This window comes from Aerococcus sp. 150760013-2 (genome assembly GCF_053627715.1).
Genome location: NZ_JBSEYI010000004.1, coordinates 66,930 through 79,379 on the forward strand (window position 1 = coordinate 66,930; position 12,450 = coordinate 79,379).

The 12,450-nt window shown below is 41.6% G+C and carries 15 protein-coding genes and 1 riboswitch; all 15 genes read right to left on the minus strand.

Features of this window, described 5'->3' with window-relative positions; all coding sequences use genetic code 11:
* Positions 1–66: 66 nt before the first annotated feature.
* Entirely contained in the window at positions 67–1,266 is a 1,200-nt protein-coding gene (gene fabV / locus ACUW85_RS03050; protein WP_182023154.1) for an enoyl-ACP reductase FabV, read from the minus strand.
* Between the two features lie 233 nt (positions 1,267–1,499).
* Positions 1,500–2,282, minus strand: coding sequence for a type I 3-dehydroquinate dehydratase (gene aroD, locus ACUW85_RS03055; RefSeq protein WP_182023155.1), 783 nt, complete (start codon positions 2,280–2,282; stop codon positions 1,500–1,502).
* Between the two features lie 155 nt (positions 2,283–2,437).
* A complete protein-coding gene (gene truA / locus ACUW85_RS03060; RefSeq protein WP_182023156.1) occupies positions 2,438–3,295 on the minus strand; it encodes a tRNA pseudouridine(38-40) synthase TruA in 858 nt (285 codons plus the stop codon).
* A 24-nt stretch (positions 3,296–3,319) separates the two neighbouring features.
* The gene (locus tag ACUW85_RS03065; protein WP_048727713.1) at positions 3,320–4,108 is read right to left on the minus strand and encodes an energy-coupling factor transporter transmembrane component T family protein; all 789 of its coding nucleotides are present in this window, start codon (positions 4,106–4,108) and stop codon (positions 3,320–3,322) included.
* Positions 4,109–5,041: an energy-coupling factor ABC transporter ATP-binding protein gene (locus ACUW85_RS03070; protein ID WP_182023157.1), complete on the minus strand. Its 933-nt coding sequence runs from the start codon at positions 5,039–5,041 to the stop codon at positions 4,109–4,111. It abuts the gene before it with no gap.
* The gene (locus ACUW85_RS03075) at positions 5,017–5,859 is read right to left on the minus strand and encodes an energy-coupling factor ABC transporter ATP-binding protein (RefSeq protein ID WP_182023158.1); all 843 of its coding nucleotides are present in this window, start codon (positions 5,857–5,859) and stop codon (positions 5,017–5,019) included. Before ACUW85_RS03075 ends, ACUW85_RS03070 begins: the two co-directional genes overlap by 25 nt.
* 120 nt (positions 5,860–5,979) lie before the next feature.
* Positions 5,980–6,105: riboswitch (FMN riboswitch) on the minus strand.
* A 70-nt stretch (positions 6,106–6,175) separates the two neighbouring features.
* Complete coding sequence (locus tag ACUW85_RS03080) at positions 6,176–6,625, minus strand: OsmC family protein (RefSeq protein ID WP_182023159.1); 450 nt, start codon at positions 6,623–6,625, stop codon at positions 6,176–6,178.
* 115 nt (positions 6,626–6,740) lie between these two features.
* Positions 6,741–8,651 carry an acyltransferase family protein gene (locus ACUW85_RS03085; protein ID WP_182023160.1) on the minus strand — a complete coding sequence of 637 codons (1,911 nt, stop codon included), beginning with the start codon at positions 8,649–8,651 and terminating at the stop codon, positions 6,741–6,743.
* A gap of 418 nt (positions 8,652–9,069) precedes the next feature.
* On the minus strand, positions 9,070–9,450 hold the full coding sequence (gene rplQ / locus ACUW85_RS03090) for a 50S ribosomal protein L17 (RefSeq protein WP_004262615.1): 381 nt from the start codon (positions 9,448–9,450) through the stop codon (positions 9,070–9,072).
* A gap of 25 nt (positions 9,451–9,475) precedes the next feature.
* A complete protein-coding gene (locus tag ACUW85_RS03095) occupies positions 9,476–10,420 on the minus strand; it encodes a DNA-directed RNA polymerase subunit alpha (RefSeq protein WP_004262612.1) in 945 nt (314 codons plus the stop codon).
* Positions 10,421–10,486: 66 nt separating this feature from the next.
* Positions 10,487–10,876, minus strand: coding sequence for a 30S ribosomal protein S11 (gene rpsK, locus ACUW85_RS03100; RefSeq protein ID WP_004262610.1), 390 nt, complete (start codon positions 10,874–10,876; stop codon positions 10,487–10,489).
* 23 nt (positions 10,877–10,899) lie between these two features.
* Positions 10,900–11,265: a 30S ribosomal protein S13 gene (gene rpsM / locus ACUW85_RS03105; RefSeq protein WP_004262607.1), complete on the minus strand. Its 366-nt coding sequence runs from the start codon at positions 11,263–11,265 to the stop codon at positions 10,900–10,902.
* Positions 11,266–11,297: 32 nt separating this feature from the next.
* Positions 11,298–11,411 carry a 50S ribosomal protein L36 gene (gene rpmJ / locus ACUW85_RS03110; RefSeq protein ID WP_004262605.1) on the minus strand — a complete coding sequence of 38 codons (114 nt, stop codon included), beginning with the start codon at positions 11,409–11,411 and terminating at the stop codon, positions 11,298–11,300.
* A gap of 31 nt (positions 11,412–11,442) precedes the next feature.
* Positions 11,443–11,661, minus strand: coding sequence for a translation initiation factor IF-1 (gene infA, locus ACUW85_RS03115; protein ID WP_004262604.1), 219 nt, complete (start codon positions 11,659–11,661; stop codon positions 11,443–11,445).
* A 119-nt stretch (positions 11,662–11,780) separates the two neighbouring features.
* The gene (locus ACUW85_RS03120; protein ID WP_149256030.1) at positions 11,781–12,428 is read right to left on the minus strand and encodes an adenylate kinase; all 648 of its coding nucleotides are present in this window, start codon (positions 12,426–12,428) and stop codon (positions 11,781–11,783) included.
* Positions 12,429–12,450: the final 22 nt, after the last annotated feature.

The window sequence follows — 12,450 nt, forward strand, 5'->3', positions numbered from 1 at the left end:
TTTTTATAGCAAAAAACACGATAAGTCGAACGCGTCTTCCTTACCGTGCTTGATGATGATCGCTATTTAGGGTTTTAAATTCACTAACTCTTCATAAGTCACTGGTGTTTCTTCATAACCATCCACTTCAAAGCCATTTAAATTCAAGAATTCTTTCATGAAGGTATCCCATGCAGTAAAGTCAGTATTAAAATTGTCCTGGTTGATTTGTTCAATTAAAACCTTGGCTTCAGCTTGTACTTCTGGATCTAATTCCCATGAGTCCGGACGCAAACGGCCCTCTTCATCATACTCTGGCTTATCACCAAACAACATGTCACGGAAAATTCGGTCAATATGCATAATTGGCGTTTCATGTTGGCCGCGTGCTTCCATTATTTTATACAACCCTAGACAATAAACTGGGAAGAATGGAATAACTGATGATGCTTTCGTCGTCACTGCTGTTGCTACAACGACAGTCGCTTTTCCATCGATGTCTTTTAAGTCTTCATTGATTAAAGCGGCAGCCTTATCACAGTCCGCTTTAGCGCGGCCTAAAGTTCCCTTATTGTAGTATGACTCGTTTAATTCAGCCCCTAAATAAGAATAAACCACTGTCTCAACACCTTCAGCAAGCACATCTGCTTCCTGTAAGGCATTCATCCACATCCGCCAGTCCTCACCGCCCATTACTTTCACAGTATTTGCGATTTCTTGCTCAGTTGCAGGTTCAAGCACTTGCTCATAGAAGGTTTCCTTTTGTAAATTCACATTTGGTCCCACAACTTCTTGGCCGATTGATTTGATCACTGAATTGTAAGTTTCCCCTGTATTTGGGTCTGTACGGCGTCCTGAAGCCAATGAATAGACCACAAAGTCCACTTTTCCGCCGAATTCATTCTTGATGAAGTCAATCACTTTGTCCTTCGCTTCGTTAGAGAAGGCATCTGCCATAATATTTTTCGCGATTAACCCTTCAGCTTCCGCTGCTTGCCGGAAAAAGATATTGTTATACCAGCCTGGCTTACCAAGGTTTTTCTCAGATCGTGGTACCCCACCGTGGGAAACTGAAATCGTATCTGCCCCCGCACCAAAAGCTAAGTTAATCCGACTAGCCAATCCATAAGAAGATGAGCCCCCTAATACCAAAACTTTCTTCGGCCCTTCAAAGGTCCCTTGGTCTTTAACATATTGAATTTGATTGTTTACTTCTTGCTTCAACCCCATCGGATTCACACCAACAAGGACATTTCCACGCATTTTTGCTTTAAATTCTAAAGTCATATAAGTCTCCTAATATTTACTAATTTCTCATTTTTTTGATAATTCACTTTTTAATTATATAGTTAAGGAAACTAGTAGTAAAGTTTTACATGATTATATCAAAAATCAAAGCTTTAATGAAAAAATTTTTTGAAAGCAAAAAGGACTGCGGTTTTACCCTGCAATCCTCTCTTGTCATATGCGTATTTTCATTACTTAATGGCCGTTTTTCAACCCTAGAAACAAATTATTTCCTAGAAATCGTCATCATCTAGGTCATCTACACGTAAATTCAACAAGTTCATGCATTCTTCCACATCTTCAACGTCCATTTGCCCAGGAGCAGACGACATACCTTCTATAGTGGCAAAGCTAGCCGTTGATTTGAAGATTTCCCCGGCAATTCGGGTAATCTTACCTAAACGGCCCATCGACATGGTAATCAAGGATTGGTCGATTAATGTGGACGCTTGGTGGGTCGCATTCATCAAAGCCAATACATCCGCTTCATCGTGGGGCATGACGGCCATTTTCACAATATCCGCCTCTGACTGACCCATCTTTTGTAGGCGCTTGACTATATCATTTTCTAAAGGGGTTTTCACAAAATCATGGTAGGAAACGATGACTTTGACTTGGTGTTTGTGAGCGTAAGGAATCAGGTTGTCTAAGATGTCCTGGCCTCGCTCAAACTCGATATCAATAGCGTCGACAGCCTTAGCTTGGATTAAATACCGATACATTTCAACATACTGGCTCTTGCCAATAGCTGACTCCCCGCCTTCGCTCAAGGTTCTAAAGGTGGCAAGTAAGGGCTTTTGAATAGAGGTTTTCACCCGTTTACTCAATTCAGCCAACTCTTCCAGCTCGTCGAAATCGTCAAAGTAATCAATCCGCCATTCCACCATATCGCCTGGTTGACGTCGGTAGAAATTGGCACAGTTGATAATATCTACAGCATTATCCTCGGCTAAGGGAATAATAATTTTTGGTCTATCCTCCCCGAACTTCAAGGAAGCAATTTTTACACTCTTCATGTTGGACTCCTTCTGACATCAAGGCAAAATAAAAAACTCGATACCATTTGATATGTATATTGTATCGAGTTTTTGCCTTTTAAGCTATATCAAATTTGTGACCAAAGATTGAAGAACTCATTCTTCATTCATATCATCAAATTTGTCGACCGTTCCTAAAAGTCTTCATCTGAATTTGCATCTAAGTCCACACTTGCATCCACAAGAGTCCCTAAACCAGCTTTATAGTCGCTATAAGCCTTGGAAACCTGGCGGCGGTCTTCTAGCCCTAGGTAATAAACCTCCGCTAAATACAAGCCATGTGCGGCTGCTGTGGGTCCTGCTTCATTCCGGTCTTCGGCTGCGATCAACCGTTTCATCTCGTCAACTGGTCTTAACCCGTCCCCAATTTGAAGCGTTGTGCCCACCAAAATCCGGACCATATTGTACAAGAACCCTGACCCTTCAAAGACAAAGGTCAAGGTTTCTGCATCCGGGTCAGCCGTCACTTCGGCCCGGTAAATTTCTCGGACAAAGTTGGTTTTATCCGTTTTAGTCGAACAGAAGGACTTAAAATCATGAACGCCGATAATGTCCTTTAAAGCCTCCTGCATACGCTTAATATCCGTTCGGTAGGGATGGTGGTACATATACTGTCTAGTAAATGGTGACGGAAACTTGGCCGTATCTACCTTGTAAATATACTTCTTACCGTTAGTATGAAAACGGGCGTGGAAATCATCTTCCACCCGTTCAACCTTAGTGATTCGAATAGCATCATCAAGGATTGAATTCATTGCCCTTAAGACCGCTTCCTCACCAATTTCCGCTGGATAGTCAAAATGAATGACTTGGCCAAGGGCATGAACACCTGAATCGGTCCGGCCTGACCCAACAACAGGAATCGTCTGTCCTTTTGACATGAGCTTTAAGGCTTTTTCAAGGGCTTCTTGTACAGTGTGGCCATTTGGTTGCACTTGGAAGCCGACAAAGGGTGTTCCGTCGTATTGCAAGGTTACTTTAAATCTAGGCAAAATGCGCCCTCCTTCTACTAGTGGCTATAAGATAATCATGACAACGGTCAAAACCGCAAGACAGATACTGGCAAGGGTATCTAGTTTGCCCCAATGCAATTGACGGTACTTGGTCCGGCCTTCACCACCCTTGTAACCACGCGCTTCCATGGCAGTGGCTAGGTCGTAAGCTCGGTTAAAGGCAGAAATAAACAAGGGAATTAGGACTGGAATAAAGGCTTTTACCCGCTCAAGGATATTCCCTTCTGAAAAGTCTACACCACGTGCCCGCTGTGCATTCATGATCTTATCTGCCTCTTCTAGTAGGGTCGGGACAAATCGCAAGGCAATCGATAACATTAAGGCAATCTCATGGACTGGCAAAATGTTACGAACAGGCTTCAGCAAGGCTTCCATGGCATCGGTAATAGCCAAGGGTTGAGTAGTCAAAGTCAAAATCGTCGATAGGAAAATAATCAATAGGAAGCGGACAAAAATATAGGCCGCATTGGATAAACCACCAGTTGTTAAGGCTAGTGGACCAAATGACCACAGGACGTCCCCAGTATGCGTAAAGAGGATTTGTAGGGCTACCGTAAAAATAATAATAGCAATCATGGGTTTTAAACCACGTAAAAATATCCCTAAAGAAATCCCAGTTAAAAAGACCAAACTCGTAACCACTGCAATCATGACGATATTGGTCGTGACATCAGTTGCCGCAAACACCAGCAACATCATCACAATCAAGCCCACCAATTTCACCCTTGGGTCCAGTTTGTGCATCAAGGAATTACCGGGAATGTACCGGCCAATAATCAATTTATCTTTCATCTATAATTGACCCCCTTCCCCTGTAATAAATCCGCTTAACTTGTCGTCGTTATTTTGTCTGGTTGCTAAAGCCAATTTATCAACAATTAAGTCAGCTAAAGCATCCACCGTTAATGGGACTTCAGTCGCTGTGTCCCATAACTGGCGGTCTAATTTATCTTGTAAATTAAAAGCAAAATCAGCTGCGTCCGGTAAAGCCAATTGGTGGCTGGCTAACCAAGCAGGATCTGCAAATACTTCAGCTGGTGTTCCTTCTTTCACACATGTACCTGCATCCAACACAATCACGTGGTTGGCATAAGCCGCCACATCTTCCATTTGATGGGTCACTAAAACAATCGTCAACCCTTGATCTCGGTACAAGCGGTCGAACATAGACATCATTTCCATCCGACCTTTTGGATCCAATCCAGCAGTTGGTTCATCTAAAACCAGTACTTCTGGTTTCATGGCAATCACCCCAGCAATAGCTACACGGCGCATTTGCCCACCAGATAACTCAAAGGGTGACCGCTCAAATAAAGTCGAGGCAATCCCAACTGCAGCTAAAGCCGCTTCAGCTTTCTCGCGGGCCGTTGCTTCATCGTCGCCAAAATTCATGGGCCCAAACATCACATCTTTAAGGACAGTTTCTTCAAATAGTTGCCCTTCAGGAAATTGGAAGACCATCCCCACTCGTTGGCGGATCTTCTTCAAGTCTTTTGGTTTAGAGTCAGCTGACACTACCGCCTCACCAATCCGTACTTGGCCCACAGTGGGTTGTACCAAGGCGTTAAGGTGTTGGGTAATGGTCGACTTCCCTGACCCAGTATGGCCAATAATCGCCGTATATGAACCATCTGGAATTGTCACATTGATATTATGGAGAGCTTCACTAGCGAATGGTGTGCCCGCGCCATAGGTAAAGCCTACTTGTTCAAATGCGATTTGCATAACCATTCACCTAACCCTTCCTCATCAAAATACGCATCCGGTACAGCAACCCCACGTTTTGCTAGGGCACTTTTTAGTTGCTCGGAAAAAGGCACATCCAAACCAATCTCAGTTAACTCATTCCCGTAAATAAAGATATCAGCTGGCGTACCCTCTTTAATAATTTGCCCCTCTTTAAAAACAAGCATACGGTCAGCTTCCGCCGCCTCATTTAAATCATGGGTAATCGAAATCACAGTCAGGGCCTTATCTTGTTTGATATCCGCCACAATTGCCATCAATTCGTCCCGACCTTCAGGATCTAACATTGAAGTCGATTCATCTAAAATAATGATTTTTGGTGCCATAGCAATCACGCCCGCAATCGCAACCCGTTGCTTTTGACCACCAGATAAGGCTGCTGGTTCCTTGTCGCGGTAGTCCCACATTTTAACTCGTTTTAGGGCAGACTCCACCCTCTCATGCATCTCATCAACCGGCATGCCCATATTTTCCAAGGCAAAAGCCACATCATCTTCTACAGTAGCGCCCACAAATTGGTTGTCTGGATTTTGAAAGACTAGTCCAACTTGGCTACGAATAGCCCATAAGGTTTCCATAGATAGGACTTTTCCATCCACTTCAATTGTTCCAGATTTAGCTTCTAATAAGCCTACCAATAGTTTTGAAAATGTTGATTTCCCTGATCCATTATGACCAATAATCGCTAGCCACTCACCTTCGTAGATAGTCGTTGATAGGCCATCTATAGCTAATTTCTCATCTGATTGACTATATTGAAAAGACAAATCCTGAACCTGAATAATCGGTTTCGCCATCTTGTTCCCTCGCTCACTTTATATATTTAAGAAAAAACTCCTCCAACGTTACTTGGAAGAGTTTGTTAAAGAAGACCAAGCCCAGCTAGCCACTTGTATCGCTGTCTCGTTCATCCTGCTATACGCTTCTTCCATCCTGACTGTAACAGTCGGTACTAGAATTCCACTAGTTCAATCACCTAATACACCTGGTAATTCGCGGACTTTACCGCCGATCGGGACTCGCACCCTGCCCTGAAGACATTTCATATATTTTTCACTTAGTTTAGTCTACTAAAATCCACCAGTAAAAGCAATCATTAGATGTCAAGACACCTTACCCCTTTGAACCGTCACCATAATCATTAGGGTGGATTACCATTTCCGTGTATGTATAATCACCGATGATTTGAGATACCGGGCACCGTCCTTCTGCCTCATGAACAATGGTTTCCGCCTGGTCGCGTGGTAAATCGAGGAAAACATCTACTTTAAAATCAAAGTAGGTAATCTTCGTTTCCTTGTTTAACTTATAGTCCACTTGGATAGCTACCTCGCTGGTTACATCCTTGATCCCGTGTCGGTCTAAAGCAATTTCAATCGTCGCATTCAAGCAAGTTGCCCATGATAAGGCAATGAGTTGTTCTGGGTTAGTCCCCGGCTCATCTGCTTTCAATGGACTTGATGTTTGAACCCGCAGCTCATTTTCCCCTTCAACCCAAGCCGTTCCTTTAAGTCCTTGATCATTATGCACTCGTGTTGAATATAACAATTTATCCTCAGCCATATGGGCATTTCCTCCATCTTCTTGGTTATGCTCTAATATGGGTCATTATACCCCTAATACTCCTAGCAAAAAAGGCAATCGCATTTAAATCATGCAATTGCCTTTCAATTCAGTATTATTTTTTCAAGACTTGATACATGCCATTTGTCAGAAATTGTAACCAAACTTGCCCACCATCAGAATTAAAGTGTACCCCATCCTGACTTAGCCAAGTAGGCGCTTCAGCATGGTTGGTATAGTAATCATGCCAGTCCAGTAAGTAGACTGAATCACGTTCGTCACTAGCTGCCTGAGCCAAAGTTTTATTTACATCATCTGCCCAAGGGCGATCAACATGCGTATTCACTAGAAAAATCGTTTTCTCTCGACCAATCTCATCTAAGAAATCACTTAGTTGTGCTGATGTAAAGCCACCATTTGCACCTAGGTCAACCAAAACGACATCTTTTAGCATACCCTGCGCGTCCAAGCTAGCTGGATAGCCAATTAAGGTATATAACTGGCGGCCAACCGCAGCGTCCACAATTGCATTAGGATACAAAGTATACAAACCTTCTGATTCGCCCACCATTAAGGAATCACCGATGAAAGTCACAGATAGCTGATACGCAAACCGAGCTTGCTCATCAGGAATACCTTGGTAAAACCCTAATGATGCCTCACCTAAGTTCTTTTTATAAGTTGAAAGACTAGCGTCAGCTTGTTTTTCTTGCTCAGCCCTTTGTTTATTCAGTTCTTCAATCTTCTTGGCTTGCTCAGCAGCTTGCTGCTCCTCTACCGTCACATTGTCAGCTGGTTTAGACACCGCCACCGCACTCACGCCTCCTAGGAAAACGAGGGCAAATGCAATGAATAAAATGCGGGTCAACCAGGGTGCCGGCTCTTTAAACAAGTTGCGAACCTTAGTAAAAAGATGGACGGGTTGGTTGTTACGCACTTCATTGAAAACCGGCACCGGCCATCTTTTTTCCTCTAGTAAGGCATAAGATAAACACGACAGGATAATAATCAAAATGACTTGTGGCCAAATACTATTGGTAAACCGATTCTGGCTGGTTGGTACCATATGGAACAGCACATTGATTGGGTAATACCATAAATACATATGGAATGTACGTTGCCCTAACCACCGCAAAGGTTTAAATTTCAATAGAAAACCAATCCAAGATCCTTCATAAGTCAACAAGGCAATCATTACAGCAGCTAATAAATCAAAGCCAAACATTCCACCATAGTAAGTGAACGTCGCTGCATCAAGCATGTGGAGCATCCCATAAGTGAGTATAGCCAGTAGGCCTAACAACACCACATCAACAATAAAGTGGTGAAAGCGCCCAACTCGGTCCTTCAACCAAGTAGCCAGTTGGTCCATATCTAACAATTGAGCAGCAGCCCCACCAAGAGCGATAGAGAAGAATCTAGTATCCGTACCATAGTAAACTCTTGAAGGATCTTCACCGGGTGTGAAGACGATCGCCATCAAGATGCCTGACAAAAGTGCGGCAGCGAGCATGACCAAACCGGATTGCCATTTGGTCTTGGTGAAACGTCGACTAACCTTGAAGAATAGTGGCCAAATGACCATAAACTGCATGTAAACAGCTATATACCAATAATGAGTGGTCAAAGACGGGTGTAACATATTGGCGAAATAGGACGATCCAGATAGAATCTGCTGCCAGTTATTCACGAATAACAGGGAGGTGGATAGGTTAATCCCTATATTTACTAGGAGTTGCTGTCTAAATAAGAGTAGATAGGTAAGGCCAACCATAGTGATAATGACCATGGGCCACCATACCTTGCGCATACGCTCCCAGGTTTTCTTAAAATAGGATCCTTCATCAATGTCCGCTTGGTATTTACTTTCCATCTGACTCGTCACTAGGTAACCTGAAAGGACTAAAAAGATGTCCACCCCTAAGAAACCACCTGAAACACGGTGAGTTAGATAGTGATATAAAATAATACCCAACATCGCTAAGAATCGAATTGTATCAAACTGTGTAAAGTAGTTTTTCTTCATTACCTTCGCCTCTCTAAATTGTCAAGCACGCAATTGTCAATGCTCGAGACAATTTACGCAATTATAATACATATATTATATCGATAGTATGAGAAAATGAGAACATCAATTTTGAGATTTCCCATAGCCCTGCCGACAAATGATTCACAAAAGACCAAAAAAGTGGTTGAGCCCTAGCCCCAACCACTTTAGAAAATAAAAAAGCATATATGCTACCAAACACCTGTTGGTTAAACAACACATATGCCGAACCAATTTTTCACCTAAATGAATTGGCCTTGATTTATTCATAAGACTTATGGATATATTCCACTCCTAGCGAACTTCATCACGCTAGGAGTAGATAGAGCTAGACTCGGTTATACTAGGTACAACCACCATCATGACACTCCGTTTTATACATCACTAAAAGTTTTTATTAAACTAATTCAAGAATAACCATTGGTGCAGCATCGCCACGACGAGGTTCAGTTTTTAAGATACGAGTGTATCCACCTTGACGTTCAGCGTAACGAGGACCAAGATCGTTGAATAATTTTTGTAAAGCAGACTCGATAACGATGTCTTCACCTTCAGCGCGAACATCGGCGATTTCGTTACGAACGAATTGGTTCGCTTGACGACGAGCAGCTAAATCTCCACGTTTACCTAAAGTAATCATTTTTTCAGCTGTACGACGGATCTCTTTCGCACGAGTTTCTGTTGTAGTAATACGTTCATTGATAATTAAATCAGTAGTTAAGTCACGTAACATAGCTTTACGTTGAGAGCTAGTACGACCTAATTTACGGTAACCCATTGTCAGTATCCTCCTTTATGATTTATTAATCTTCTTGACGTAAAGATAAGTCAAGAGCAGCTAGCTTGTTTTTAACCTCTTCAAGAGACTTACGACCTAAGTTACGTACTTTCATCATTTCTGGTTCAGACTTGTTAGTCAATTCTTCAACAGTATTGATGCCTGCACGTTTTAGACAGTTGTATGAACGAACTGATAAGTCTAGTTCTTCAATAGTCATTTCAAGCATTTTTTCTTTTTGTGTTTCTTCTTTTTCGACCATAACTTCAACTTGACGAGCTTCGTCTGTTAAGTTAACGAATACTTCCAAGTGTTCTGTCATGATTTTTGCCGCTAAGCTTAATGCTTCTTCGGGTGAAATTGTACCATCAGTCCAAATATCCATAGTCAATTTATCGTATTCGTTGATTTCTCCGATACGCGTATTTTCGACTTGATAGTTTACTTTGGAAATTGGTGTGTAGATAGAATCCACTGGAATTTCGCCAATTGGCATTGAATCCACTTTATTATTTTCTGAGCGTACAAAACCACGACCGTTTTTAACATTCATAATCATGTGGAAACGAGCGCCTTCTGCAAGCGTACAGATATGTAAGTCTGGATTCATAACATCGAAATCAGCATCGGCAATAATATCAGCAGCTGTTACGTCAGCTGGACCTGTGATGTCAATTTCTACTTGTTTTTCTTCTACGTCATACAATTTCAATGATAATTGTTTTACGTTCAACACAATCTCAGTAACGTCTTCACGTACACCTGGGACTGTTGAGTATTCATGCAAAACATCGTCAATTTGGATTGATGTAACTGCTGTACCTGGTAGTGAGGACAACAAGATACGACGTAATGAATTACCTAGGGTTGTTCCATAGCCGCGTTCTAATGGTTCTACAACGAATTTACCAAATTTACTATCGTCGTTAATTTCAATTGTCTCAATATTTGGCTTTTCAATTTCGATCATATCGACAAATTACCCCTTTCAAAACGTGAGAAAATGTATCATCGCATATCCAAGTTCATCAATCGATTAAACACGACGACGTTTTGGAGGACGGCAACCATTATGAGGAATAGGTGTTACATCGCGAATAGCAGTAACTTCTAAACCTGCTGCTTGTAAAGCACGGATAGCTGATTCACGACCTGAACCAGGACCTTTTACTGAAACTTCAACAGATTTCATACCGTGATCCATAGCAGCTTTTGTAGCTGTTTCTGAAGCCATTTGTGCAGCATAAGGAGTAGATTTACGAGAACCTTTAAATCCTAAAGCACCTGCAGATGACCAAGAAATTGCATTACCATGCTCATCAGTAATCATAACGATAGTATTATTAAATGTAGAGTGGATGTGCGCCACACCTGTTTCGACATTTTTCTTCACACGACGTTTGCGTGAAACTGGACGTTTAGCCATAGTGTAATTAACCTCCTTTTAGATTATTTTTTCTTACCTTGAATTGCGACAGCTTTACCTTTACGCGTACGTGCGTTGTTCTTAGTGTTTTGACCACGAACTGGTAAACCACGACGGTGACGGATACCACGGTATGAACCGATCTCTTGTAGACGTTTGATGTCTAAAGCACGTTCACGACGTAAGTCACCTTCAACTTTGATTGTATCTACTGCTGCACGTAAACGATCTAACTCATCGTTAGTTAAGTCACGTACACGAGTATCTTCTGAAATTTCAGCTTGCGCTAAGATTTTTTGAGAAGTCGTTTTACCGATACCATAGATGTATGTTAAGGCAATAACGATACGTTTCTCACGTGGAATATCTACTCCTGCTATACGAGCCATATACGAAAACCCTCCTTTTTATTTATCTTTAATTAGCCTTGGCGTTGTTTATGTTTTGGATTAGAACAAATAACCATAACTTTACCGTTACGGCGAATAACTTTACAATGTTCGCACATTGGTTTAACAGATGCTCTTACTTTCACAGTTATACCTCCTCGATTATATATCTCTACATTACTTGAATCGGTAGGTGATACGACCTTTCGTCAAGTCATATGGAGACATCTCAACTTTTACACGGTCACCTGGCAAAATACGAATGTAGTTTACACGCATTTTTCCTGAAATATGCGCTAAAACTTCATAACCATTTTCCAATTGGACCTTAAACATAGCATTAGGTAATGTTTCAGTAACAGTACCTTCAATTTCGATCATATCTTCTTTTGACAAAGTTTTTCCTCCTAATGGTGGTTGTTTCGTTTAATCACTAATTGATTATAGGATAGAAATACGAAATGTTCAGTCAACCCGAATATCTTACCATAATTAGCGACTTAAAGCAACAAAAATTATTTATCTAAAATCTTTTGGATCTCAGCGTAAACATTGTCAATACCGATATCACCAGGAATGCGATAAAGCTTACCTTGACCTTCATAGAAGTCTAAGATTGGTTGTTGTTGTTCTTGATTAACATTTAATCTGTTCTCAACAACTTCAGGTTTATCGTCTTCACGTTGGTAGAAATCATGGCTTCCGCAAACATCGCATACGCCGTCTACTTTTGGTTTGTTCAAAACTTTGTGGTATGTTGCGCCACAGTTACGACAAATGATTCGTCCTGATAAACGTTCTTTCAACGTTTCAGCTGGCACGTCTAAGTAGATAACTGCATCAATGTCGCGATCTAAGCGAATCATGATACCGCCAAGTTCTTTAGCTTGCGCTTCAGTTCTTGGAAAACCGTCTAGCATAAAGCCAGCTTGTGTATCTTCTTTTTGAAGTCTTTCTTCAACAATACCATTCGTTACTTCATCAGGAACTAATGCACCTTCATCCATGAATGATTTGGCTTTTTTTCCTAATTCAGTTCCTTCAGCGATTGCTGATCTAAACATATCTCCAGTAGAAATATGTGGATATTTGTAATCTTCAACGATTTTAGCTGCTTGAGTACCTTTACCGGCACCAGGCAAGCCCATTAAAATAATATTCATAATTGTCCTCCCCAAGCACGTT

What these genes read in the sequence shown, in the direction of transcription:
- ACUW85_RS03095 (WP_004262612.1), bottom strand. Translation starts at nt 10,420, where the DNA reads ATGATCGAAATTGAAAAGCCAAATATTGAGACAATTGAAATTAACGAC.
- rpsK (WP_004262610.1), bottom strand. Translation starts at nt 10,876, where the DNA reads ATGGCTAAACGTCCAGTTTCACGCAAACGTCGTGTGAAGAAAAATGTC.
- fabV (WP_182023154.1), bottom strand. Translation starts at nt 1,266, where the DNA reads ATGACTTTAGAATTTAAAGCAAAAATGCGTGGAAATGTCCTTGTTGGT.
- ACUW85_RS03065 (WP_048727713.1), bottom strand. Translation starts at nt 4,108, where the DNA reads ATGAAAGATAAATTGATTATTGGCCGGTACATTCCCGGTAATTCCTTG.
- aroD (WP_182023155.1), bottom strand. Translation starts at nt 2,282, where the DNA reads ATGAAGAGTGTAAAAATTGCTTCCTTGAAGTTCGGGGAGGATAGACCA.
- ACUW85_RS03070 (WP_182023157.1), bottom strand. Translation starts at nt 5,041, where the DNA reads ATGCAAATCGCATTTGAACAAGTAGGCTTTACCTATGGCGCGGGCACA.
- rplQ (WP_004262615.1), bottom strand. Translation starts at nt 9,450, where the DNA reads ATGGGTTACCGTAAATTAGGTCGTACTAGCTCTCAACGTAAAGCTATG.
- ACUW85_RS03120 (WP_149256030.1), bottom strand. Translation starts at nt 12,428, where the DNA reads ATGAATATTATTTTAATGGGCTTGCCTGGTGCCGGTAAAGGTACTCAA.
- ACUW85_RS03080 (WP_182023159.1), bottom strand. Translation starts at nt 6,625, where the DNA reads ATGGCTGAGGATAAATTGTTATATTCAACACGAGTGCATAATGATCAA.
- rpsM (WP_004262607.1), bottom strand. Translation starts at nt 11,265, where the DNA reads ATGGCTCGTATAGCAGGAGTAGATATTCCACGTGAGAAACGTATCGTT.
- ACUW85_RS03075 (WP_182023158.1), bottom strand. Translation starts at nt 5,859, where the DNA reads ATGGCGAAACCGATTATTCAGGTTCAGGATTTGTCTTTTCAATATAGT.
- ACUW85_RS03085 (WP_182023160.1), bottom strand. Translation starts at nt 8,651, where the DNA reads ATGAAGAAAAACTACTTTACACAGTTTGATACAATTCGATTCTTAGCG.